This is a genomic window from Campylobacteraceae bacterium, assembly GCA_013215945.1.
In the GTDB taxonomy this organism is placed as follows: Bacteria; Campylobacterota; Campylobacteria; order Campylobacterales; family Arcobacteraceae; genus NORP36.
In genome coordinates this window covers 187,760-212,316 of sequence record JABSOM010000003.1, presented here as the reverse complement: position 1 = coordinate 212,316, position 24,557 = coordinate 187,760, and the positions used below count along the sequence as shown (strand labels likewise).

Sequence of the window (24,557 nt, the reverse complement as noted above, 5' to 3'; positions counted from 1 at the left end):
GCACTTATTAATTTTAGTGAGAAAATTTTATATAAATTTAGTAAAATTTACCTTGATTAAAAACAATTATTTTTTAGGTTATTCAAAAAAAAAGCATAAAAAAAGGCTATTTCACGTGAAATAGCCTTTTTAGTAATTATTATTTTTTAGATTTTTGATTGAATAAAAGCATCCATTTCATCAACTATTACTTCAATAGTTCTCTCACCATCAATTTGTTTTAACAAATCTTTGTTTACATAAAATGCTTGAATATCAGCTAAAGGATCAGTAAATAATTTCATTCTATTATTAAAAACTTCAACATTATCATCTTCTCTTACCACTTCTGCATCTGCAGCTCGTCCAAGTACTCTTTGACACGCCACTTCTTTAGATACTTGAACTTCAATAACACTTACTAATTCTACTTCTTTTTCAGTATTTAAGTATGTGTCAAGCTCAGTCATTTGCTCTGCTGATCTAGGATAACCATCAATTACAACAAGAGGTGTTGGTGCATTTTTAATAGCTGTTACAATTGTTTCAATTACGATTTCAATGGGTACTAAATTACCTTTAGATACGAAAGAGTCAATTAAAGCTCCTCGTTCACTTCCACTTGCAACTTCTGCTCTAAACATATCACCTGTTGAATAATGTGTAATGTTCTCGTGTTTTGCTGCAATTAATTCCGCATCCGTAGTTTTACCAGAACCTGGTGCTCCAATAATTAAAAAAAGTTTTTTCATAAATGTTTCCCCTATAAATTTTATTTAATATTAATTATAAATTATGTTTTTGCATTATATCTAAAAGCAACTTATGCTTTAAGATTCGATTTTTTATTTATTTAAATCACTTACAATTTTATAAGTAGTATCAATCATTTTTTTAAGCTCCTCTTTTGTAAAACAATAAGGTGGCATAAAATAAACGACATTCCCTAAGGGTCTAATATAAACACCTTCTTTTAAAGCCGCTTGAAAAATATCTAAATTAATTCTTTTACCATTTTCAAATTCTTCTAACTCTATGGCACAAATCATACCTCTTTGTCTTACTTCTGTAACATTTTTTAGTTTTTTAAATTTTTGCGTTTCATTTTTTATAAAATCTATTTTTTCAAGATTTTTTTCAATAACATTGTCTTTTTCAAAAATATCTAAAACAGCATTAGCAACAGCACAAGCAAGAGCATTACCCGTATAAGAATGAGAATCTAAAAAAGATTTTCCTTCGTTGTAATCGCAGTAAAAAGCATCATAGATATCATTTGTAAATAAAACCAAAGATAAGGGTAAATAACCACCTGTTAAACCTTTAGACGTACATAAAAAATCAGGACTAATATTGGCTTGCTCAATAGCAAATAACGTTCCTGTTCGCCCAAAACCAACAGCAATCTCATCGGCTATTAAAAATACCCCATAATCATCGCAGATTTTACGTAAACGTGTAATATAAGTAGCATCATACATTTTCATAGAACCAGCACATTGTACTAAGGGTTCAATTACAACAGAATTTACTTTTCCTTTATTATCTTCTAGAACTTTTATCATATCAGCAATAGCTTCATCTTCATCAAATATTGCAGGAGATTTAGCATGCAAGGTTTTAATTAGTATGTCTTCATAAATATCTTTATACAAACCCGAATCGCTAACTGCTAAAGCCCCCATAGTTTCTCCATGATAAGAGTTACTCAAAGATACAAATAAGGGTCTTGATTCTCCTTTATTTTTAAAGTATTGAAAAGACATTTTTAAAGCAATTTCAATTGCAGAAGAACCATTATCCGCAAAAAAAACTTTTTGCAGAGGTTCTGGTGTTAAAGCTATTATTCTTCTTGCTAAATCAATAGCAGGTTTATGAGTAAAACCAGCAAAAATAACATGCTCTAAGTCTTGTAATTGTTCATTAATTTTTTGATTAATGTAATCATTGCTATGACCAAATAAATTCACCCACCAAGAAGAGATACAATCTAAATATCTGTTACCTTCAAAATCTTCAATATAAGAAGCTTTTGCTTTTTTTATAGGAATTAAAGGAAGTGTTTCATAATCTTTCATTTGAGAACAAGGGTGAAAAATATGTTTTAAGTCTTCTTTCATTAGAGATGCATTATTCATTATTAACCTTTTGTATTTATATGCGTTTGTAGTTTATTTTATTTTATTTTTTGTAAAAAGAATAAAACCTAAGTTATAAATATTAGCAAGTACCCCGTATTTATAAATGTCATGTTCTATTATTGTAGTATCACTGGTATTTGCGACAGAACGAAGCACATCATAGTCAATATTGGGAGCAGTAAGTGTTTTTGCAATATAGTTTTCTTTAGTAAAAGCAGAAAATTTAGAAAGCTCATGCGCTTTTATAATTTCTTCTTTGATAAGAAAAACAGAAAAATTATATCTTCTTGCAAAATAATCCCATTTAGGTTCAAAAACATAAGCATTGTCTTTTTCACTTGCATCGTAGAGTTTTCTAATGCGAATAAATAAAGAATCAATTTCTTCAATTAATGAAATGTAGTTATTTACATAATATTTTTCATTTCTTTTATCAATTCTTATTAATTCTTTTAAAATATTATGCGAAATACTTATTAAATTTAATGGGTCCAGCCAAATATAGGGATTATTCTTCTTAGAAGTTAAGGGCAACCTTTTTATATTTAAAGAAATATCGACTATTCTAATATTTTTATTATACTTCTTAAATATATCAATAAAGTTGTTTTCATTATTTAATTGAGAGGTCATATACACAGTACTTTTAGAGAGTTTTCTTAATTCAAATTGGGAGTGATTATTGATTATTTTTGAGTTTTTATATAAAGATTTTACTCTTACTTTTCCTTTACCAATTTTTTCAACCAAATATTTATACGGTTCAAGAGTAACAACTACCGTTGTTTTTTGGTAAGAATAAAGAGTATTAACAAGTAAAAAAAAACAAATAAATATTTTAATTAACATTAAATCTCCTCAAAACTAGTAAGTAATATATAGTATATTATTATACAGCACTTAGATTAACTGCCGTATAATAATTAAATCAAAATTAAATAGATTTATCTTCTTTTTTAATTCTTAATGAAAGTTCTTTTAACTGCTCATTGTCAACAGGACTTGGAGCTTGTGTTAATAAACATTGCGCTTTTTGTGTTTTAGGAAAAGCAATAACATCTCTTATAGAATCAGTACCTGCTAAAAGCATGATTAACCTATCAAGTCCTAAAGCAAATCCACCATGTGATGGTGCTCCATATTTAAGAGCATCTAACAAGAAACCAAATTTTTCATTTGCTTCTTCATCAGAAATTCCCATTACTTTAAATACTTTAGCTTGAATATCTTCTTTATGAATTCTAATAGAACCTCCACCTAATTCTGTACCATTAAGCACAATATCATAAGCAATAGATTCAACAGATTCTAAATCATCATTATCCAGATCACTTGGGTTCTTAGGCATAGTAAAAGGATGGTGTAAGGCTTTTGTTCTTCCATCAATTGTTTCAAACATAGGAAAATCAACTACCCATAAAAATTCAAAAGCATCTTTATCAATCATACCATCAATCATAGACGCTAAATACAATCTAAATCGACCCATATAATCCCATACCGTTTTTTTATCCCCTGCTCCAAAGAATACAACATCTCCCACTTCAAGTTTAGTTGTACTTATAATAGCTTCTAAATCAGCTTCAGAAAAGAATTTAGTTAAAGGACCTTTAAGACCATCTTCTTTCATTTGAAAATAACCTAAACCCTTAGCTCCAAATTTTCTAACATATTCTTCAAAACCTTTCATTTGTCTCTTAGAAAATAAAGTATCTCCCTTTGGAACGCGTAAAGCTTTGATTCTGTTATTTTTAGAATCTTTTGCAATTCCTGCAAAGATTTCATTTGTTGAGTTTGCAAAAATATCAATCACATCAACCATAGATAAGTCAAATCTCATATCTGGTTTATCAGAACCATAGTTTTCCATAGCATCGTTATATGTCATTCTTTTAAATGTAGAAGGTACATTTTTCCCACATTTTGTAAATACATCATAAATTAATTTTTCAGCTACTTCTATTACATCTTCTTGAGTACAAAAACTCATTTCAACATCTATTTGAGTAAATTCAGGTTGTCTGTCTGCTCTTAAATCTTCATCTCTAAAACATTTAGCAATTTGGAAATATTTATCAAAACCAGATACCATTAATAATTGTTTGAATAATTGAGGACTTTGTGGAAGGGCGTAAAATTCACCTGGATGAACACGAGAAGGCACTAAATAATCTCTAGCTCCTTCAGGAGTTGATTTGGTTAAAATAGGTGTTTCAACATCTAAGAATCCCAATTCATCAAGCGTATTTCGAGCTTGCATTGCAGCAGTTGAACGAAGTTTAAAGATATTGTATGATTTAGTTGATCGCAGTTCTAAGAATCTGTTTCTTAGTTTGATTTCATCATTTACTTTATCGTCATTAATATCAAAAGGCATAGGTTTAGATTTATTTTCGATAACAAGTTTTTCTAAAACAATTTCAATCTTACCTGTTTTTAAATTAGGATTTTCAAGTCCTTCTCCACGTGCTCTAACAAGACCAGTACAAATTAATACATATTCATCTCTAACTGTTTCAGCATCACTTAATAAAGAAGGATCTGCAACCAATTGAACCAAACCGCCCTTATCTCTTAAATCTATAAATATAATACCACCGTGATCACGTCTACTGTTTACCCAACCTGCAACAGTAACAGTTTCACCAATGTTTTTTTCACTAACTTCTGTACAATAATGTGTTCTCAATTAATCGCTCCCTAAGGCATCTCTTTTAGACTACCTATTAATATAATTAGTCGCGATTATATCGAATTTTTACTTAAAGCCAAAAACTACTTTTCTAAGAGTTCATATCCATATACCGTTGCTCTGTAAAACTTAGGCGTATAAATAACTTCATTATTTACTACAGAATTAGTAATGATATTCCTTGCATTTTGATCATATAAATAATTAATACCTACAAGAATTGAATAATTAACCCAATTGTATCGTATATCAATATCTAATAAACTCAAGGTATCTTCTAGTTTTGCATCAACATTTTCAATTGAATTTGCTGTAATGAAATTTAATCTGTCTTCAAATTGTGTTAAAGAAATAATAAGAGGATTGTAATTTAATTGTGTAGATAAAATAACAGAAGGAACAATATCATAGACCCGTAACTGAGATAAAATAATTGATGTTTTGATAATAGGAGTGTTTAACATCAGCGTTGAACTGTTGATTTTTTTATCTTTTACAATTCTTTTGAAGTTATTTTGATTTCTTTTAATTACTTTTGTAGATAAAATGGAAAAAACATTTTCATTGTAGATTTTATTAAGTTTATTTCCTATAAATGAGTTCTCATAAAAAGTAATATTTGCATCATTTGATAACTTTTGTAAAAGCAAAACTTGATCTTTATATGAAATAGCCCCGTATATAAAAGAATTATTTTTTTCTATTACTTCTTCTTTTAAAACCAAAGGAAAATATATTTTTTTAGTACTTATGCTGTTTATTCCAGAGATTATTTCCATGGCAGATTTGGGATATAAAGCAATTATTGCATCAAAGTCCTTTTCCGCCATTTCATTAAAAACACGCCTAACACTATCTTCATCAATATTAAAAGAATCAAAAGTAGTAATATTTACATTTAAATTTCTAAATAAAAAATAACCCATAACCGTATCAACAGACTTTTTAGCATATTTACCAACAATGCGGGAAGGATAAACAATAGCAACTTTATACGATTTATTTTCATTTTCAAAAAGTTTTTGTATATCTAACAAACCAATTGAACTTGCTTTTAAGAGTTCATCTTTTTTAACTTCTTTGGCTTTTTGCACCTTAACTTCATCATTATTTTTAAGATCAATTCTTGAATCTTTTTCTTTTACAATTATTTCTTGTTTTACAGAACAGCCAACAAAAATAAAAATACTTAGTATAAATATAACTATATTTTTCAAAATTTCTCCATTAGTTTTTTAATTTTTAACATATCATGGTATGCTTCTTTTTTTAAAGATGGATTTCGTAATAAATAACTTGGATGATAGGTACACATAGTATCAATTCCATTGTATTTTAAAAAAACTCCTCGTATTTCATCAAAATTCTCATTATCATTAAATAAATGTTTGTGGGCATTTTCTCCCAAAAGAACTAATATTTTAGGTTTTAATATACTCAATTGTTTATGTAAATAAGAGCTACATGAAGAAACATCATCACAGGTAATATTTCCTTTAGATGATTTACATTTAACAATTGCACTTAAATATACCTCTTCTTTTTTAACTTCTAAAACACTTTCTATCATTTTAGCTAAAAGTTCAGAGTTTTTGCCCCAATAATATTCTCCATGTGAATCTTCAAAAGAATTGGGTTCATCGTATAAAAAAACAACATCACTGTTAATATTACCAATACCAAATAAAACATTTTTTCTGCTCTTAGAAAGGGAACATAAATGGCAGTTATCAACAATATTTTTCAATTCATTTAAATTATTTGGAAGTTTTTGTGTATTTTCTAAATTTATGGATAAGTTAATATTTTCACAATATTCAAAACCAAGTGATTTTAAAAAATTTAGCTTATATAAAATATTATTCTTATTTCTTTTTGTCATGTGTGATTGTACAAAAAAAGCCCTTTTATCTTGGATAGAAAAAAGGGCTTTTTTTAATTAGTCAATAGTTCCACTAGACATAACGATTTTATCACGTCCTGATTCTTTTGCTTTGTATAAAAATTTATCCGCAGCCATTATAGTTTCTTCTGAGGATTCATAGTCTTTTCTAAAAGTAACTCCGGCTGAAAATTTTACTTTAATCAAATCATCTTTATATACAAAAGAATTATTAGAAATAATATTTTTAACTCTTTTGACATACTTGATAATTTCTTCTTCTTTTTTATAATGCACCAAAACGACAAATTCTTCTCCCCCATAACGTGTTACAACATCATCAACCCGTGTAAGTTTATTCAATAAAGAAGCAAAATTCTTTAAGATGGTATCCCCACAGTCATGTCCATATTTGTCATTGATACTCTTAAAATGATCTAAATCATAGAATACAATAGCATATTGAGAATCAAAAATATTGTATTCATTTTCAATCTTTATAATTTCATTTTCAAAAGCACGTCTGTTTAAAACGCCAGTTAAAAAATCCGTAAATCTTTCTTTGTTTAAAGTAGATAAATCATCTTCTAGTTTTTTAATCTTTTCTTCTAAAACACTGTGATTTTCCTGACCCTTAATTAAATCAATTTGATTTTTAGCAAGTGAATTTTCTAAATTACTAACCGTTTGAACCAACTTAGAATGAATTGAAACCAATTCTCTACTTGATTCGAAGGACAAGTCTAAACTCACTAATTCGTTCTTAATACGGTAAATTTCTTCATTTGTATCACGACTTTGAATTAATGATTTGTTTAAATATACTCCAATTAAAGCCAATATCTTTTTAATATCTTGTGTTTTAGTGCTTAAAATATTTTTATCCAAACGAATTCTTTTTTTACTTAAAATGTTTAATTCATTAATGGAAGCGTTTTGTGTTAATTTTTTAGGGTTTTTTGATATTTTATTTACAATACTTTCTATTTCATCAAGAAGAGAATTGTCTAAAGAAGGACTCATAATAAGTTTAAGATGTTTTAAAAATCTTGAGATATCATTTGAAGATATCCTTTTTAATAATAATTCGACTAATTCATAATAAGTAGTGATTTTTTCTTTTCGTACAATATTTTTTTCATCAGCACTTAGAGATGTTAAAATTGTATTTATTGTTGTAAGCTCATCTGCTCCACCATTAATATGTGCTTGTGCAAAAAATTCTTTTTCATAAGCTTTTGGAGTTACTGGTGTTTTATTGCTTTTTAGTACTTCTAGGGTATTTTTGATAATAGGTACAATATCATTCATTTTAGTCTTTCATTTAATAATAATAATTTGTTTGTATTATATCATAAAAGATTTTTTCTAATGATTTTTAGAGAAATAAAAGGAAGTTTCCTTCCTTTTATTTATTTATATCTGTGAGTAATTCTACCCTTATCCAATGAATAAGGTGTAATTTCTACTTTAACTTTATCAGCTGGCAAAATTTTAATATAATGCATTCTCATTTTTCCTGAGATATGACATAATACTACGTGAGAATTATCTAATTCAACTTTAAACATTGCATTAGGTAAGGCCTCAATTACTTTACCATCTATTACTATAACATCATCTTTTGACACATTTTTTCCTTTTAGACTTTACTTAAGATTTCAGCTCTACCGTTAATAACAGCAACTGTATGTTCATAATGTGAACCTCTAAGACCATCGCTTGAGACAACATCCCAGTCATTATCTAAAATAACAGGTTCATTTTCTTTTTGACAGATCATTGGTTCTAAACAAAAAACCATACCATTTTTTATTTTAGGTCCTGATTTTGCAGATCCTGATTCTAAATAATTAGGAATCTCTGGATCAGTATGAGGTTGTTTTCCAATACCATGTCCGCAAAAACGCACTAAAGGAATATAACCTCTACCTACAATAAAATCTTCTATTGCTTTAGATAACTCTTTAAATCTCATTCCATCTCGAATAATATCAATAGCGTGATACAAAGCATCTTTTGAACAAGCAATCAAGGCTTCATCTTCTTTTGATATTTTTCCAATAGGCATAGTAATAGCTGCATCTCCATACCATCCATCAATTTCAGTTCCAATGTCAAGTCCAAGGATATCCCCTTCTTTAACAACAGTATCACTAGGAATACCGTGTATTATAACTTCATTAAGTGAGGTACAAACAGCAGCAGGAAAACCGTATAAACCTTTAAAAGAAGGACGAATCCCACGATCAGCTAAGAATTTATCACCCATAGCATCAATTTCTTTTAAGGTCATACCAGCTTTTACATTTGAAGATAGATATTCTAGAGTCTGCGCAACAGCCCGAGAGGCTGTGCGTAGTTTTTCAATTTCATGTGGTTTTCTTAAAATTATTGACATAATTTATAGTCCAACCGCACTTAGTGTTTCATATTTATTTGAATACTGTTGAGCTTCGATTTTTCTCATTGTATCAATTGCAACTTGTACAACAATAAGAACGGCAACACCACCAAAATAGAATGGTACTCCCATAGCTTTAACAATCAACCAAGGAAGTGTAGAAATTAATCCTAAATACACAGCTCCCCAAACAGTTAATCTTCCAGCTACATCATTTAAAAATTCTGCAGTTGATGTTCCAGGACGAACGCCTGGGATAAACCCACCTTGTTTTTTTAAATTGTCAGCAATATCTTTTGCATTGAAAGTAATTGATGCATAAAAGAATGCAAAAAATACAACAAACAAAAACATAAATAAATTAAAAGTATATGAAGCAGGACTTAAATAATCAGCGATTATCAGTAATGTTTCATTTTGGCTTCCTTGCAAAATAGTTGCAGGGAACATTAAAATAGCTGAAGCAAAAATTGCGGGAATAACACCTGCTAAGTTTACTTTAATTGGAATATAGTTCATTATTCGCTTGTTTTGACTTGCCATCATAACTTTTCTAGAATAAGAAACAGGTACTCTTCTTTCACCTAGTTCAACATAAATAATAACTCCAACAGTAGCTAAAATTATAACAACAATTGCAAGAACTGTTAAAAAGTTCATTTGACCATTATTTACTAAATCAATTGTACCACCAATAGCAGAAGGAATTGCAGAAACAATACCTGCGAAGATGATTAATGAAATACCATTACCAATACCTTTTTGTGTGATTTGTTCACCAATCCACATAAGAAGCATAGTTCCAGTTAACATTGAAATTGCAGAAACTGCAATAAAAGTATCCATATCAATTGAGATTGCACTTTGACCTGCTGAACCTGTTAATGAATTTAAACCCATTGATACACCAATAGATTGAATTAACGTAATTACAATAGTTGTATATCGAATGATTTGCATATATTTTTGCATACCATCACGTTCTTTTTTCATTTTTCCTAAAGCAGGAAAGGTAGCACTTAAAAGTTCCATAATAATTGAGGCTGTAATATAAGGCATAATACCAAGTGAAATAATACTTAATCTCTCTACTGCATTACCACTGAACATATTAACTAATCCTAAAGCGTTGTTTGAATTTGCATCAAAAAACTCTTTTACTACGTCAATATTAACTCCAGGAACTGGCACATATGCCAGTAACCTGTAGAGAAGAATGAAACCTAATGTAATAAGAATCTTATTTATTAGATCTTTATTCATAACTATTTACCAGTTGTTGTAACGTTATCGTCTTTAATTTTTGAAGCTAAATCTTTTGCAGATGCTCCAACCAATTTAACTTTTGTTACAGATTTAGACAACTTGTACACAGCTTTAATTGTTTCCATTGTAATTTCACTCAAGTTTGCAACTTGAGTTACTTTTTCAACGTTGATTGAATAAGGTTTACTTACTCTAGAAAAGAATCCAACTTTAGGAAGTCTTTTTTGAAGAGGCATTTGACCACCTTCAAAATGTCTCTTAATTGAATATCCAGATCTAGCTTTTTGACCTTTATTTCCTCTTGCAGCTGTCTTACCCGTTCCCGAACCTTGACCTCTACCTACTCGTTTAGTATTTTTAGTACTACCAGCAGCTGGTTGTAAATTATTTAATGCCATCATCTATCCTTTGATTCTTGCTAATGCTTCAACAGTAGCTTGTACAAGGTTGTTAGGATTATTTGAACCTAAAGATTTTGCGATAATATCTTTAATTCCAGCAAGCTCAAGAACAGGTCTAGTAGCACCACCTGCTATTAGTCCAGTTCCCGCAGATGCAGGTTTTAATAAAATTCTTGAAGCATTGTATTTATGCTCAATATCGTGTGCAATAGTTGTACCTTTTAAAGATATTTTAACAAGGCTTTTGAAAGCGTCATCTAATGCTTTTTTAATAGCATCAGGAACTTCTTTCGCTTTACCAGTTCCAAAACCAATAGTACCTTTTTTGTCACCAACAACAACTAAAGCAGTAAATCTAAAACGTCTACCACCCTTTACAACTTTTGTAACTCTACCAATATTAACAATTGCTTCTTCGAAATCATCTTTATTAATTGCCATCATCAACCCTTAAATTTTGATACCATTATCTCTTAGTGCGTCAGCAAAAGCTGCTACTACACCGTGATAAAGGTAACCGTTTCTATCAAATACAACTGTATCAATCTTAGCAGCTTTTAATGTTTTAGCAAATTCTGCTCCAACTTTAACTGCATTTTCTTTATTAACACTTAAGTTTAACGTTTTTGAATGAATTGAAGCTAAAGTAACTCCATTAACATCATCAACAGCTTGTGCACTTAAATATTTATTCGATTTAAAAATTGTAAGTCTAGGAAGTACAGCTGAACCAGAGATATTACCTCTAACTCTTCTTTTTCTTCTTAATCTTAACGAATTCTTTTTTGCTATGTCTTTTGCTCTACTCATTATTTACCCTTACTTCGCAGTTTTTCCGGCTTTTCTAACGATAACCTCGTCAGTATACTTAACACCTTTACCTTTATACGGTTCTGGTTTTCGGTAGCCTCTAATAATTGCAGCAGCTTGACCAACTAGTTGTTTGTCAGCACCCTTAACATGGATTAAATTTTTCTCAACAGAAATATCTAATCCCTCTGGAATATCATAATTAATAGGATGAGAATATCCTAATTGTAATTCTAATACTTTACCTTTAACAGCAGCTCTGTACCCAACACCGTTGATTTCTAAAGATTTTTGAAAACCTTTGTCTAATCCAGTGATTGCGTTGTTTAATAATGCTCTGTATGTTCCCCAGAAAGCAGAAGATTCTTTTTCTTCTCCAACTTTTCCTAAGTTCACTTCATTATTTTCAATAACTACAGTAACTCTGTTATGAGTTTCTACTGTTGATACTTTATTTCCTTTTTTTACAGAAATAATAGAACCCTCTACAGAAACTTCAATTCCTGCAGGAATAGCGATAGTTTTTTTACCAATTCTTGACATATTCTACCCCTACCAAACTGTACACAGTACTTCACCACCAACTTTAGAAGCAAAAGCTTCGTCGTTAGCAATAACACCCTTGTTTGTAGAAACAATGATTGTACCGTATCCGTTTTTAAAATGTTTTAACTCAGAAGATGACTTATAAACTCTTCTTCCAGGTTTAGAAACTCTTTTGATTTCGTTGATAACTGATTTCTCATTATCATCGTACTTAAGAGTTACTTTAATTGTTTTTTTGTTGTTTTCACCATCAATAACTTTAAAAGAAGTTATATACTCTTTACTTTCTAACACTGTTAAAACGCCTACAACTGTACCAGAATGCAAAAGAGTTGTTACTTCTAACTTTCTCAATGCTGCATTTCTTAGTCTAGTTAAAGCATCTGCGATCATATCATTCATCATAGCTTTATTTCCTTACCAACTAGCTTTTCTAACACCAGGTAATAAACCCTCGTTAGCCATTTTTCTTAAACAAATTCTGCAAAGACCGAAATCTCTGTATACTGAATGTGGTCTACCACAAACTGAACATCTTGTGTATGCTCTAACAGCGAACTTAGGAGTTCTCTGTTGTTTAGCGATCATAGATTTTTTTGCCATACTACGCTCTTCCTTTACTAAATGGTACACCAACTAATTCTAATAATCTGAATGCTTCCGCATCGTTATCAGCAGAAGTTGCAATAGCAATATTCATACCATGTGTTTTAATAATATCATCATAAACAACTTCTGGGAACATTAATTGTTCTTCTAATCCAAAGTTGAAGTTACCATAACCATCAAAACCATTTCTATTAAGACCTCTAAAATCCTTAACTCTTGGTAATGCAACAGAACAAAGTTTGTCTAAGAATGCGTACATTTGTTCGCCTCTTAAAGTAACTTTAATTCCTACAGGATAACCTTCTCTTACTTTAAAACCAGCAACTGATTTTTTAGCAATAACTTTAACTGCTTTTTGACCAGCAATTAAAGAGATAGTATCTTGAATATTTTGCATTAATTTAGAATCTTTCATTGCTTCACCAGCACCCACAGAAATTACAACTTTTTCTACTTTCGCAGTTAACGTTTTATTCTTAGGAAATTCAGTTTCTAAAACAGCTTTTATCTCTGATTTATATCTTTCTAATAATCTAGATGCCATCTTATTCACCCTCTACTTTTACAACATTAGAGATATCAATAGGCATCTCTTTGTTAACAAATCCACCGTTAGGGTTTTTGTCTTGATCAGGTTTAACAGTTTTTTTAGCTACTTTACAATCTTTAACAATTACTTGTCTAGATGCAGGCATAGAAACTAAAACTTCTCCTGTTTTACCTTTATCATCACCAGCGATAATTTTTACAATATCACCTTTTTTGATTTTTAATTTATTCGCCATACTATAGTACCTCCGGAGCAAGTGAAACAATCTTCATGAAGTTTTTGTATCTAACTTCTCTAGCAACTGGTCCAAAAATTCTTGTTCCAATTGGTTCTCTTTTTGCATCAAGAATAACACCAGCGTTGTCATCGAATCTGATTAAAGAACCATTTTCTCTTTGAATCTCTTTATGAGTTCTAACAACTACAGCTTTAACAACTTGACCTTTTTTTACTTTTCCATTAGGGATAGCTTTTTTAACTGATGCAACAATAACATCACCAACAGAAGCATATCTTCTTTTAGATCCACCAAGAACTTTGATACACATAATTTCTTTTGCACCAGAGTTGTCAGCTACGTTTAGTCTTGTAAAACTTTGAATCATTACTTAACTCCTCTTTTAAGGATAGTATTTAATCTATAAGATTTACTTTTAGATAATGGTCTACATTCTAATGCAGTAACAGAATCACCTAAAGCTAATTCATTTTTTTCATCATGAATTAAATATTTCTTAAATCTTTTCACAGTTTTGTGATATTTAGGATGCATAACAGATCTAGTAACTAATACAGATGCAGTTTTGTCTCCAGAAATTTTTACCACTATACCTTGAATCTCTTTTTTAATTGCCATATCATAGATCCTTAGTTAGCTTTTACTGCAGTGATTGCTGTTTGAATTCTAGCTAAATCTTTTTTAGCTACTTTTAATTCAGAAGTATTCGTTAACTGCATAGTTTTTAGCTTAGCTTTTAATTCAAAAAGAAGCACCTTATTTTCTTTTAATAACCCGTTTAGTTCTTCTAAACTTTTTTCTTTTAAATCAGAATAAATCATTTTCACTATCTCTTGTAATTATTTTACTTTTGAATGGTAACTTGTGTCTAGCTAAAGTTAAAGCTTCTCTTGCTAACTCATCACTTACACCAGCCATCTCAAAAAGAATTCGACCAGGCTTGATATTCATAACCCATTTATCAACAGCACCTTTACCTTTACCCATTCGTGTTTCTAAGGGTTTAGCAGTTAAAGGTTTGTCAGGGAATACCATAATCCAAACTTTAGCTTGTCTTTTTACTTTTCTAGTCATAGAAACCCTAGCAGCTTCAATTTGTCTAGAATCAATTCTACCATGTTCAGTAGCTTTAAGTCCGATATCACCGTATGCTAAAGAGAAACCTCTTGTCGCTTTACCACGATTTCGTCCCTTCATCATTTTTCTAAATTTAGTTCTTTTAGGCATTAACATAATTAGTTACCTCTTCTCTTCTGTGGTCTTCTTTTTGGTTTAGAAGTATCTTCAGCTTTTTCAACAGGAACGCCTTTTGCAAGAACCTCACCTTTGAAAATCCAAACTTTAATACCAACACAACCATAAGTAGTGTGACCTTCAGCAAAACCATAATCAATTCTAGCTCTTAAAGTATGTAAAGGAACTCTTCCCTCTAAATACCATTCAGTTCTAGCCATTTCAGCTCCACCAAGTCTACCAGCTACTTGTACTTTAATACCCTTAGCTCCAGATTTGATTGCATTTTGCATAACTCTTTTCATAGCTCTTCTAAATGCAACTCGTCTTTCTAATTGTTGTGCAACATTTTCAGCAGAAAGTTGACCAGATAATTGAGGTTTTCTTTCTTCTTTAATATTTACAGCAATTTCTTTACCAGTAAGTGAAGCTAATTTAGCTTTAAGTTTTTCAACATCCGCACCTTTTTTCCCAATAACAATACCAGGTCTAGCAGCAACGATTGTAACTCTAACTTTTTTAGCAGTTCTCTCAATTATTGTTTGAGCGATTCCAGCATAGTATAATTCTTTTTTAATGAATTTTCTAATTTTGTCATCTTCAGAAACATTAGCAGGCATTTTTTTGAATGAAGGAAACCATCTAGAATCCCAGTTTCTATTAATACCAAGTCTTAAACCTATTGGATTAACTTTTTGACCCATTACTTGTCTCCTTTTGGTGCTGCAGCAACTTCAATAAAGATATGCGCAGTTGGTTTATGCTTTGGAGAAGCACTACCTCTAGCTCTTGGAGTAAATCTCTTAAGAACAGGAGCTCTATCAACTCTAGCAGAAACTACAATTGCGTCTTCAGGTTCTAAACCAGCATTTGCAACAGCAGATGCGATAACTTTAGAAATGATTCCAGCAGCTTTATTAGGAGTAAATTGTAATGATGCAATTGCAAATTCACAATTCATACCTTGAACTTCTCTTGCTATTAATCTAGCTTTAAGAGGTGCAATTCTGATAAACTTTAACGTAGCTGTGTGGCTTTTATTGATACCAGCAGCTTTTCTTTCAGTTTTAGTTAATTTTTTTGCTTTTTTGTGTTGTAATATACTCATATTAACCTACCTTCTTCTGAACAGAACCTTTATGGCCCTTAAATGTTCTAGTTGGTGCAAATTCACCTAATTTATATCCAACATGATTTTCTGTCACGTTAACAGGTACGAAATTTCTTCCATTGTGAACTGTAAAAGTTAGTCCGATCATGTCTGGTAATACCATAGATCTTCTTGACCAAGTTTTAATTGGTTTCTTATCACCTGATTCAATAGCTTTCATAACTTTTTTGATTAGGTGAGCGTCTACAAATGGACCTTTTTTTATTGATCTAGCCATAGTTTACTTCTTCTTTCTTGAAATGATTAGTTTATCACTAGCTTTTTTCTTTCTAGTTTTATAACCTTTAGTTGGCATACCCCATGGAGTAACAGGATGTCGTCCAGAGTTTGTCTTACCTTCACCACCACCATGAGGGTGATCAATCGGGTTCATCGCAGATCCTCTTGTTTGAGGTCTTTTTCCTAAGTGTCGAGAACGTCCAGCTTTACCAATTACCATGTTAGAATAATCTTCATTTCCAACAATACCAATAGTAGCAATACAAACACCAAGAATTTTTCTCATCTCACCAGAAGGTAATCTTAAGATAACATACTTGTCTTCTCTACCCATAATTTGAGCATATCCACCAGCAGAACGAGCAATTTGCCCACCTTTACCAGGTTTCATTTCAATATTATGAACCATAGTACCAACAGGGATACTAGTTAATCTCATTGCATTACCAGGAAGAATATCTAAACCAGACTCTTGAGCCATGATTTTAGTTCCAACAGATAAACCTGAAGGTTGTAAGATGTATCTCTTATCTCCATCAGCATAAGTAATTAAACAAATTCTACAGTTTCTGTATGGGTCATATTCAATAGTTGAAACAGTTCCCTCTACACCAAACTTAGATCTTTTGAAATCAATAATTCTGTATAGTTTTTTAGCACCTGCTTGTTTATGTCTAGAAGTGATTCTACCGTTACTATTTCTACCAGCATGAGCTTTTACTCTTTTAAGTAAAGATCTAACCGTTGGTTTAGAAGTAATATCAGAAGTATCCATTACAGTCATAAATCTTCTTGAAGGTGTTATTGGTCTAAATTTTTTAATTGCCATTCATAATCCCTTAAGCTGAAAGGTTCGCTATTTCAGCGCCCTCTGGTAGTGTTACATAGAATTTCTTGAAATCTGGACGTGATCCTAGTTTCCCTTTAAATCTTTTAACTTTACCTTTTTGTCTTAAAGAGTTAACTTTTGTAGGTGTTACACCAAAGTACTCTCTAAACACTTCTTTTAAACCATTCTTAGTCATTCTAGGACTAGTTTGAACAACGATTACACCACTTTCTTGTAATTCAATTGTTTTCTCTGTATATAATATTGCTTTAATATCTGTAATATCAGCCATCTTACGCCTCTTTTGTTAATGCTTCAAGCACTGATTTTTCAATTAGTACTGAGTGATATGCAGAAATCAAATAAGCGTTAACTTCTTGTTTTTCTATCATATAACAATTCTTAATGTTTCTAAACGCTAAATAAGTATTTTCGTCAATTGAATCAACAACGATTAATACGTCTCTTTGGTTTAATTTAGCCATTACTGCAACAGCATCTTTAGTTTTACCAGACTCAAGTTTAATTGAATCAACAGTAAATAAAGAACCATTTTGCCCTTGTGCATTTAATGCAAAACTTAAAGCCAAGACTTTTTGTTTTTTATTAACTTTTTGAACATAGTTTCTTTTTTGAGGTCCAAATGCTTGTCCCCCTCCAACGAATAAAGGTGATCTTAATGATCCCCATCTAGCTCCACCAGAACCTTTTTGTGCTTTAGGTTTTCTACCACCACCACGAACTTCTGATCTACCTTTTGCTCTAGCAGTATTAGCTCTACAAGAAGCTAAATAAGACTTAACATAAAGGTATAAGTTATGAGAGTTAATCTCTGCATATTTAGCAGGTAATGTAATATCACCAGCGTTTTCAAATTTGTCGTTTAAAATTAATGCTTTACTCATTTAGCAACCTTTACTTTACCTAATCCGCCGTTTGGTCCAGAAATAGAACCTTTAACAACTAAGATACCAGTTTCTGCATCAAATGAAACAACATCATTTCTAACAGATACAGTACAATGACCATAATGACCTGGCATTTTTTTACCACGCATAACTCTACCTGGCCACTCAGCATTACCAATAGAACCAGTCGTTCGACCCATTCTATGACCGTGAGATGCACGACCACCTGCAAAGTTCCATCTTTTAACAACACCAGCAAAACCTCTACCTTTAGAAATAAAAGTAGATCTTAATAACTTAGCATCATTTAAAACAGATACATCTTGGTCTCCAGCTTCAGTATTTGCTACAGCGATTGTTGCAAATCTATTGAACTCTTTTGATAAGTTGTATTTTTTTTGTTGACCTTCAATAGCTTTATTGAATTTTTTACCGTTTGCATATGCAACGATTGCGTCACCGTTTTCTAGAACTGCACACACTTTTGTATCAAGAACTCTTAAAAGTGTAACAGGAACAGCAGGAACTGTAACAGTTCTACTCATACCGATTTTCTGTACTATAAATTCCATATTTTACCCTTTCCTATTCTTGACCCATAGATCTAACTTCAACATCTACTTCAGGAGCTAGGTCTAATTTCATTAGTGAATCTACTGTATCTGGAGTCGCAGAAACGATATCAATCATTCTTGAGTGAATTCTAATTTCGAATTGCTCTCTTGAACTCTTATTAACGTGAGGACCTTTGATAACAGTATATCTTCTGATCTTTGTTGGTAAAGGTATAGGACCTCTCAACTCAGCACCAGTTCTTTTAACAGCTTCTACAATTGAAGCAACACTTCTATCTAAAACTCTATGATCATAAGCTTTAAGCTTTAATCTAATTTTTTCCATTTTTTTCCTTTAAAGAACTCGTTAGATCTACGTAAACGCACCCTAACCACATTTTATGGACGCGGATTATAACTTATTTTGGGTCTAATGTCAAGAGTTATGGGCTTTGTCTAAAAGATAGTACCATTTTACTTCCTTTTAATAAGGATAGGTATTGCTTTTTTAGAAAACTTATTCACAGTTGTGATTAAATTGATTTAGGAGACGTGAATACTAGGTGAATAGATGAAATAATTCACTTTTCATCCTTATTAGAAGGAATGTAAAAAAAATTTCAGTAAATAAATGCATTAAAATTCTTTTTATATCCGTATATTTATTGATTTTAAAGAATATTTTTAATATTCTAAGAATTAGAAGGAAGTACATGATTGAAAAAAAACAGGAACTATCAAATGAACAAGGATATAAAAAGTATTCTTATTTTAAAATATCCAAAGCATTAGAGAGTTTATTAAAAAAAGAGTATTTTTTATATAATACAAAAACATTTGATAAACATGAAGAGCTTGAAGCTTTATATAAAAAGAATTTTTACGATAAATACGATGAAAGTGCAAATTCTATGGTTTATGAAAAATATATTAATAATGAGAGTTTTAAAAATAAAGCCTTATTTATATATGCAATAATTGATTTTGATAAATACAGTAATTTTGTAAAAAACAATAAAGAAATAAAAAACCCAAACGACTATACATTGGAGTACAGTATTCTGGATTCTAAAGATGTTAAAATAAATATCTATAATTTAAATATACTAGATATATCTTTCGTATTTTAAGGAAATAAAATGAGTGAAATAAAAGAAAAATTACAAACAGCAATTAAAGAAATGATGGTACCAGAAATCCAAGGTTATATTAAAGAGTTAAATACTTTAGTAAAAGATGAAGAAGACAGCGAAGATGATTTAAAAGCATTAGAGGAGATGTATGGTCTCTTAGAAGAATTAGAAAGTATACTTTTAGCTATTGAAGATAATAAAATCACCGATGAAGAAGCAAGTGAAGTTCATGATAATATTTTAAAACTAATGGAAGAAAGTAAAAACCACTAGAAAATAATACTTCTTACTTTTTAAGTATGATTAATCCTTCTAATTAAAGAAGGATTGGCAACGCTGCTTTATAACCCATTCCATAAATATTTTTAATATCTAATTCTGGAACCTTATTTCGTAAACGAGATATGACATTTTTTAGATTCTTGATATCCGCATTAACGTTCATATCTTCAGCCCAAATTCTTGAGATAAGTTCATTTGCCGTATATATTCTCCCATTATTATTTAAAATGGTATCTACTAAAATGATTTCTTTTTTAGTCAGATGTATTATTGTATTATTATTTGATAACTTTTTTTGCTCTTTATTCCATATTAAGGCATCCGTGATTTTTATAATACTAATATCTACATCTAAATTATTATAATAGATTTTGTGACTTATTATTAAGATATCATCTAAGAAACTAGAGTAATCAATGGGTTTTGTAAAAAAATGCTGTATACCTAGATTAATAAGAGGCAATAAATACGTAAATTCATTTCGTGCAGATAAAATAACCACTATTTGTTCTTTATTGATTTTATACATAGCATCTACAAATTCTATTCCATCACAGTTAGGCATTTTTATATCTGAAATAACTAAATCGTAATAATTATCTGTACGTTCATGATACTGTTTATATTTATCACACCCGTCTAATCCATCAATAGCTGTAGTAACATGTGGAAAGATATTCAAAAGCAGTTCCGTAAACTCTTTTCTAAAATCTCTATCATCTTCAACAAAAAGTACTTTTATATCTTTAGTATATTTTTTAAGTAAAGCATAATCCATCAAAATCCTTTTCTTGCAAATATGTTAACATTTTATTTCTTAGATTAATTTCAAGATGACAAGGTGTCATTAAATATCCTAAGGTTTAACTTCTTAGTGTTTCTATTTACCTAAAGTTATATAGTATATGATTCGTTTTATGCTACTATTTATCAAAAAATCATTTCTGTAAAGGGAAATATATTTATGATAAATAAAGACCTTCTAAAAAATATAACTATTCTTTATGCAGAAGATGAAGCCTCCATTCAAAATGGAATTACAGAAAGTCTAAATCTTTTTGGAATACATGTTATTTGTGCAAAAAATGGCCAAGAAGGTTTATCTTTATTTAAAAATTTTAAAACAAAAATAGACCTTATTTTAACAGACATTAAGATGCCCAAAATGAGTGGTATTATAATGGTTCAAAAAATTAGAGAAATTGATACATCCATTCCTGTAGTTATTACAACTGCCCATCAAGAAACAAGCTTATTAATGCAAGCTATTGACTTAGGTATTAGCTCTTACGTATTAAAACCTATTGATATCTATAAATTAGAAGAAACACTACTTAAAGCCATAGAGCCTAAGATATTAAAAGAACAGTTACTTGAGAAAAACAAAAAGCTTAACATTGAAGTTCAAAAAAATAAAGAAACTCAGCAAATTATGGTGACACAGTCTAGGTTTGCAGCAATGGGAGAAATGATTAATATGATAGCCCACCAATGGAGACAACCTTTAGCTTCAATTGGAACAGCCGCTTTTAATTTAAAATACAAAACACTAAGCGAAGCTTTTAATTTGGAAACAAAAAAAGGAAGAAAAGAGCAAGCTTCTTTTTTTAAACATAAACTTGGTGAAATAGAATTCTACGTACAAAACCTAACTACCACTATAGATGATTTTAGAAATTTCCATAAATCCGATAAAAAAATTCTCAATAAAACAATCGATGATGCCATTCAAAATTGTTTAAAAATAATGCAAAAAGATTTACAAACCAATAATATAAAAGTGTTACTTGATTTAAAAAGTAAACATAAACTAAATATCTGTGAAAATGAAATTATTCACGTTTTGCTAAACATTCTTAAAAATGCACAAGAAAAACTCTTAGAAAAAGAAAATAATAATTCAATCCTTGAAATTAGTACAAAAGATATAAAAGATGCTGTGCAAATAGATATCTATGACAATGGCAGCGCTATTGATGAAAAAATAATAGATAAAATCTTTGAACCCTACTTTTCAACCAAAAAAGAAAAAAATGGAACAGGAATAGGCCTTTATATGTCAAAAATAATTATTGAAAAACATCATCAAGGAAAGTTGTCTGTAAAAAACATACGAGAAGGTGTCTGTTTTTCTATCCTCTTATCTAAAAAGATACACCTATGAAAATGACCTACCCTACATTTTTAAAATATTTTATTATAATTTTTTTCTTTTTAAATACCTTGCTTTTTTCTTCAACATTAAATAAACAGGAACGTAAATGGATAGAAAACAATGAAGTAAAAGTGGGAGTTACTGACTTATACCCCTTAACGTATATTAACAAAGACAAAGACCGAGATGGTTTTGCAAGTGATATCTTACAGCTTATAATCAATAAATATAATATAAAAACAAAAACACTTGTAGTACATCAAGGTACACTATTCTCAAATTTCAAAACAGGTAAAATAGATGTTATTCCTCTCATTAGTCAGGCAAAATTAAAAAGTAGTTTTGGTTTATATTCTTCCCCACTTTTACAAATAAAAAAGATTCTTTTTGTAAAAAAAGAAGAAAATGACATTCAATCAATTGATGATCTAAAAGATAAAAAAGTAGCCATAATACAAGAAGAAGGAAAAATTCTTAAAAAAAACAGTAACAATGCATCTTTTAAAATCATTCAAACAAAAAATATGCAAGATTCGGTACAACTTCTTTTGGAAGGAAAAGTAAATGCTATTATGGCCTCTCCCATTATTATTCAAACCTACTTAGAAGACAATCTTATTATTGGATTAAAAGCCATGCCTTTGATTATTTTTGAACCTTCAAACTTATATTTTTTTACCAATAAAAACAACCCAATCTTGCACACAATTTTGGAAAAAGGTCTTAACTCCCTTACTGTAAAAGAGAAAAAAGAACTTTTTGATAAATGGTTTTTAAGAGATTTAGCCAATTTACCTTTGAAGCTTAATAATAAAGAGTTATTACACTTACAAAACAAGAAACGTATAAATATGTGTGCCGATCCAGATTGGATGCCTTATGAAAAAATACTTAATCACAAGCATATTGGAATGGTGGCTGATTATATGAAGATTTTTGAAAAAAGAATTGGTATACCTATAAAACTCATTGAAACAAAAAACTGGACACAATCTTTAGAATATATGAAAAATAAAACCTGTGATATTCTTTCTTTAGCTATGGTTACAAAAAACCGACAAGAATATATGAACTTTACAAAAGCTTATATTACCGCACCTTTGGTTTTAGTTACTAAAAAGAATATAACGTTTATCAGTGATTTAAGAGCATTAAAACATAAAAAAATTGGAGTTCAAAAAGATTTTGCTTACAATGAAAAATTAAGACGTTTATACCCAGAAATGAATATTGTTGATGTAGAGCATTTACATACAGGTTTGCAAAAAGTTGAAAAAGGAGAACTTTTTGGACAAGTATCTACCCACCTTAACGTGGCTTATGCTTTTCAAAAAGATTTTTTTGGAAGTTTACAGATATCAGGCAAATTTGATGAGAGCTGGAAGTTATCAATAGGGGTTAGAAATGATGATCTAATACTGTTTAATATCTTTGAAAAAGTAATTGATTCTATTAGTGATGAAACCAGACAAAAAATTATAAATAATTGGGTCTCAATTAAATATGAACAAGGTTTTGATTATAAGCTCTTTTGGAAAATCCTTGCTTTTTTTGTTTTTATTTGGTTGCTGATTACCTATACCTATATTATGCAAAGAAAATATATTAATAAATTAACAAAAGTAAAAGAAGAAATTGAAGTTCTTAATAATACCTTGGAACGAAAAGTTGAGTTAAGAACCAAAGAATTAAAGCTCAGCAATAAAAAACTAAAATTAAAAACCTTAGAACTTGAAGACTTGAATAATACTCTGGATGCAAGAATCAAAGAAGAGATTAATACTAGAAAAAAACAAGAACAACTTCTTATCCAACAGTCAAAATTAGCAGAAATGGGAGAAATGATTAGCATGATTGCTCATCAATGGAGACAGCCATTAAGTGCTTTGAGCACGCTGTTTCAAAATGTTCATTTGAGGTATTCTTTGAATAAATTGAATAAAGAATATTTGGACAAACAACTCTTATTAAGTAATGCCCTTACAGGTAAAATGTCAAAAACAATTGATGATTTTAGAAACTTTTTTCAACCCAATAAAGAAAAAGTAGAATTTTCAATACAAACAGCCATTAAACAAACCATTTTTCTAATTGATGACAGTTTTAAAAGTAACAGTATTAAAATAAATAATACAGATTCCCAAGATATATTAATATATGGTTTTGAGAGTGAACTCTCACAAGTATTATTAAACATAATAACGAACTCAAAAGATGCTTTTCTTGAAACAAAAATTAATAAGCCAAACATTAATATCAACACAAAAATAAAAGATAACAGTGTGCAAATTTTTATAAGCGATAATGCAGGTGGCATTGAAGAAGAGATTCTTGATAGAATATTTGAACCCTATTTTAGCACTAAAGAGAGTTATAATGGGACAGGCCTAGGTTTATATATGAGTAAAATGATTATTGAACAAAATATGCATGGAAAATTAAGTGTACAAAATATAAAAAATGGAGTGGAGTTTTCTATTTATATTCCTATTAATAAAAATTAAAAAACATGGGTGCAGGTAAGGAACGTAAAACCCACCTGCACGGATGTATTA

Annotated in this window: 35 protein-coding genes; 4 read left to right on the top strand and 31 right to left on the bottom strand. The window is 29.9% G+C overall.

The window, feature by feature from the left end; genetic code table 11:
* Nucleotides 1-146 precede the first annotated feature (146 nt).
* From HRT41_04675 to rpsJ, 30 genes are all read right to left on the bottom strand, one after another.
* A complete protein-coding gene (locus HRT41_04675) occupies nt 147-731 on the bottom strand; it encodes an adenylate kinase (protein ID NQY23303.1) in 585 nt (194 codons plus the stop codon).
* A 93-nt stretch (nt 732-824) separates the two neighbouring features.
* Entirely contained in the window at nt 825-2,117 is a 1,293-nt protein-coding gene (locus HRT41_04670) for an adenosylmethionine--8-amino-7-oxononanoate transaminase (GenBank protein ID NQY23302.1), read from the bottom strand.
* Nucleotides 2,118-2,150: 33 nt separating this feature from the next.
* Complete coding sequence (locus HRT41_04665) at nt 2,151-2,969, bottom strand: zinc ABC transporter substrate-binding protein (protein ID NQY23301.1); 819 nt, start codon at nt 2,967-2,969, stop codon at nt 2,151-2,153.
* An 85-nt stretch (nt 2,970-3,054) separates the two neighbouring features.
* Nucleotides 3,055-4,809, bottom strand: a complete 1,755-nt coding sequence (gene aspS / locus HRT41_04660) for an aspartate--tRNA ligase (GenBank protein ID NQY23300.1) — start codon at nt 4,807-4,809, stop codon at nt 3,055-3,057.
* Nucleotides 4,810-4,895: 86 nt separating this feature from the next.
* On the bottom strand, nt 4,896-6,029 hold the full coding sequence (locus HRT41_04655) for a hypothetical protein (protein ID NQY23299.1): 1,134 nt from the start codon (nt 6,027-6,029) through the stop codon (nt 4,896-4,898).
* Nucleotides 6,026-6,694, bottom strand: coding sequence for a uracil-DNA glycosylase (locus HRT41_04650; protein ID NQY23298.1), 669 nt, complete (start codon nt 6,692-6,694; stop codon nt 6,026-6,028). Before HRT41_04650 ends, HRT41_04655 begins: the two co-directional genes overlap by 4 nt.
* 57 nt (nt 6,695-6,751) lie before the next feature.
* Entirely contained in the window at nt 6,752-8,005 is a 1,254-nt protein-coding gene (locus HRT41_04645; GenBank protein ID NQY23297.1) for a diguanylate cyclase, read from the bottom strand.
* A 101-nt stretch (nt 8,006-8,106) separates the two neighbouring features.
* The gene (infA, locus tag HRT41_04640; protein ID NQY23296.1) at nt 8,107-8,325 is read right to left on the bottom strand and encodes a translation initiation factor IF-1; all 219 of its coding nucleotides are present in this window, start codon (nt 8,323-8,325) and stop codon (nt 8,107-8,109) included.
* Nucleotides 8,326-8,336: 11 nt separating this feature from the next.
* Nucleotides 8,337-9,095, bottom strand: coding sequence for a type I methionyl aminopeptidase (gene map, locus HRT41_04635; GenBank protein NQY23295.1), 759 nt, complete (start codon nt 9,093-9,095; stop codon nt 8,337-8,339).
* A 3-nt stretch (nt 9,096-9,098) separates the two neighbouring features.
* Nucleotides 9,099-10,361, bottom strand: a complete 1,263-nt coding sequence (gene secY / locus HRT41_04630) for a preprotein translocase subunit SecY (protein NQY23294.1) — start codon at nt 10,359-10,361, stop codon at nt 9,099-9,101.
* Nucleotides 10,362-10,363: 2 nt separating this feature from the next.
* Nucleotides 10,364-10,762, bottom strand: a complete 399-nt coding sequence (locus HRT41_04625) for a 50S ribosomal protein L15 (GenBank protein ID NQY23293.1) — start codon at nt 10,760-10,762, stop codon at nt 10,364-10,366.
* A 3-nt stretch (nt 10,763-10,765) separates the two neighbouring features.
* On the bottom strand, nt 10,766-11,206 hold the full coding sequence (rpsE, locus tag HRT41_04620) for a 30S ribosomal protein S5 (GenBank protein ID NQY23292.1): 441 nt from the start codon (nt 11,204-11,206) through the stop codon (nt 10,766-10,768).
* A 9-nt stretch (nt 11,207-11,215) separates the two neighbouring features.
* Complete coding sequence (locus HRT41_04615) at nt 11,216-11,575, bottom strand: 50S ribosomal protein L18 (protein NQY23291.1); 360 nt, start codon at nt 11,573-11,575, stop codon at nt 11,216-11,218.
* A gap of 9 nt (nt 11,576-11,584) precedes the next feature.
* Entirely contained in the window at nt 11,585-12,118 is a 534-nt protein-coding gene (rplF, locus tag HRT41_04610; GenBank protein NQY23290.1) for a 50S ribosomal protein L6, read from the bottom strand.
* Between the two features lie 9 nt (nt 12,119-12,127).
* The gene (gene rpsH, locus HRT41_04605) at nt 12,128-12,526 is read right to left on the bottom strand and encodes a 30S ribosomal protein S8 (GenBank protein NQY23289.1); all 399 of its coding nucleotides are present in this window, start codon (nt 12,524-12,526) and stop codon (nt 12,128-12,130) included.
* A gap of 12 nt (nt 12,527-12,538) precedes the next feature.
* Nucleotides 12,539-12,724, bottom strand: coding sequence for a type Z 30S ribosomal protein S14 (locus tag HRT41_04600; GenBank protein NQY23288.1), 186 nt, complete (start codon nt 12,722-12,724; stop codon nt 12,539-12,541).
* 1 nt (nt 12,725) lies between these two features.
* Complete coding sequence (gene rplE / locus HRT41_04595) at nt 12,726-13,274, bottom strand: 50S ribosomal protein L5 (GenBank protein NQY23287.1); 549 nt, start codon at nt 13,272-13,274, stop codon at nt 12,726-12,728.
* Between the two features lies 1 nt (nt 13,275).
* Complete coding sequence (locus tag HRT41_04590; GenBank protein NQY23286.1) at nt 13,276-13,515, bottom strand: 50S ribosomal protein L24; 240 nt, start codon at nt 13,513-13,515, stop codon at nt 13,276-13,278.
* 1 nt (nt 13,516) lies between these two features.
* Entirely contained in the window at nt 13,517-13,885 is a 369-nt protein-coding gene (gene rplN, locus HRT41_04585; protein ID NQY23285.1) for a 50S ribosomal protein L14, read from the bottom strand.
* Nucleotides 13,885-14,136 carry a 30S ribosomal protein S17 gene (gene rpsQ, locus HRT41_04580; protein NQY23284.1) on the bottom strand — a complete coding sequence of 84 codons (252 nt, stop codon included), beginning with the start codon at nt 14,134-14,136 and terminating at the stop codon, nt 13,885-13,887. The genes rplN and rpsQ overlap by 1 nt, the downstream gene beginning before the upstream one ends.
* An 11-nt stretch (nt 14,137-14,147) precedes the next feature.
* Entirely contained in the window at nt 14,148-14,339 is a 192-nt protein-coding gene (gene rpmC / locus HRT41_04575) for a 50S ribosomal protein L29 (protein ID NQY23283.1), read from the bottom strand.
* Complete coding sequence (rplP, locus tag HRT41_04570; protein NQY23282.1) at nt 14,326-14,751, bottom strand: 50S ribosomal protein L16; 426 nt, start codon at nt 14,749-14,751, stop codon at nt 14,326-14,328. Before rplP ends, rpmC begins: the two co-directional genes overlap by 14 nt.
* A gap of 2 nt (nt 14,752-14,753) precedes the next feature.
* The gene (gene rpsC / locus HRT41_04565; protein NQY23281.1) at nt 14,754-15,455 is read right to left on the bottom strand and encodes a 30S ribosomal protein S3; all 702 of its coding nucleotides are present in this window, start codon (nt 15,453-15,455) and stop codon (nt 14,754-14,756) included.
* Nucleotides 15,455-15,859, bottom strand: a complete 405-nt coding sequence (rplV, locus tag HRT41_04560; protein NQY23280.1) for a 50S ribosomal protein L22 — start codon at nt 15,857-15,859, stop codon at nt 15,455-15,457. Before rplV ends, rpsC begins: the two co-directional genes overlap by 1 nt.
* 1 nt (nt 15,860) lies before the next feature.
* Nucleotides 15,861-16,139 carry a 30S ribosomal protein S19 gene (rpsS, locus tag HRT41_04555; protein ID NQY23279.1) on the bottom strand — a complete coding sequence of 93 codons (279 nt, stop codon included), beginning with the start codon at nt 16,137-16,139 and terminating at the stop codon, nt 15,861-15,863.
* Nucleotides 16,140-16,142: 3 nt separating this feature from the next.
* Nucleotides 16,143-16,970 (bottom strand): 50S ribosomal protein L2, encoded by an 828-nt coding sequence (rplB, locus tag HRT41_04550; protein ID NQY23278.1) that lies wholly within the window; start codon nt 16,968-16,970, stop codon nt 16,143-16,145.
* 10 nt (nt 16,971-16,980) lie between these two features.
* The gene (locus HRT41_04545; GenBank protein ID NQY23277.1) at nt 16,981-17,262 is read right to left on the bottom strand and encodes a 50S ribosomal protein L23; all 282 of its coding nucleotides are present in this window, start codon (nt 17,260-17,262) and stop codon (nt 16,981-16,983) included.
* Nucleotide 17,263: 1 nt separating this feature from the next.
* The gene (gene rplD, locus HRT41_04540) at nt 17,264-17,875 is read right to left on the bottom strand and encodes a 50S ribosomal protein L4 (protein ID NQY23276.1); all 612 of its coding nucleotides are present in this window, start codon (nt 17,873-17,875) and stop codon (nt 17,264-17,266) included.
* On the bottom strand, nt 17,872-18,450 hold the full coding sequence (locus HRT41_04535; protein ID NQY23275.1) for a 50S ribosomal protein L3: 579 nt from the start codon (nt 18,448-18,450) through the stop codon (nt 17,872-17,874). The genes rplD and HRT41_04535 overlap by 4 nt, the downstream gene beginning before the upstream one ends.
* 13 nt (nt 18,451-18,463) lie before the next feature.
* The gene (gene rpsJ / locus HRT41_04530; protein ID NQY23274.1) at nt 18,464-18,778 is read right to left on the bottom strand and encodes a 30S ribosomal protein S10; all 315 of its coding nucleotides are present in this window, start codon (nt 18,776-18,778) and stop codon (nt 18,464-18,466) included.
* A gap of 367 nt (nt 18,779-19,145) precedes the next feature.
* Between rpsJ and HRT41_04525 the strand changes: the two genes are divergently transcribed.
* Complete coding sequence (locus tag HRT41_04525; GenBank protein NQY23273.1) at nt 19,146-19,562, top strand: hypothetical protein; 417 nt, start codon at nt 19,146-19,148, stop codon at nt 19,560-19,562.
* 9 nt (nt 19,563-19,571) lie between these two features.
* Complete coding sequence (locus HRT41_04520; GenBank protein NQY23272.1) at nt 19,572-19,838, top strand: hypothetical protein; 267 nt, start codon at nt 19,572-19,574, stop codon at nt 19,836-19,838.
* Between the two features lie 43 nt (nt 19,839-19,881).
* Here the strand turns inward: HRT41_04520 and HRT41_04515 are convergent, their stop codons facing one another.
* Nucleotides 19,882-20,625 (bottom strand): response regulator transcription factor, encoded by a 744-nt coding sequence (locus HRT41_04515; protein ID NQY23271.1) that lies wholly within the window; start codon nt 20,623-20,625, stop codon nt 19,882-19,884.
* Nucleotides 20,626-20,811: 186 nt separating this feature from the next.
* Here HRT41_04515 and HRT41_04510 point away from each other — a divergent pair, with 186 nt between their 5' ends.
* Together HRT41_04510 and HRT41_04505 are read left to right on the top strand one after the other, a co-directional pair.
* The gene (locus tag HRT41_04510) at nt 20,812-22,011 is read left to right on the top strand and encodes a response regulator (protein NQY23270.1); all 1,200 of its coding nucleotides are present in this window, start codon (nt 20,812-20,814) and stop codon (nt 22,009-22,011) included.
* Nucleotides 22,008-24,506 carry a transporter substrate-binding domain-containing protein gene (locus HRT41_04505; GenBank protein NQY23269.1) on the top strand — a complete coding sequence of 833 codons (2,499 nt, stop codon included), beginning with the start codon at nt 22,008-22,010 and terminating at the stop codon, nt 24,504-24,506. Before HRT41_04510 ends, HRT41_04505 begins: the two co-directional genes overlap by 4 nt.
* The last annotated feature ends 51 nt before the right edge of the window (nt 24,507-24,557 follow it).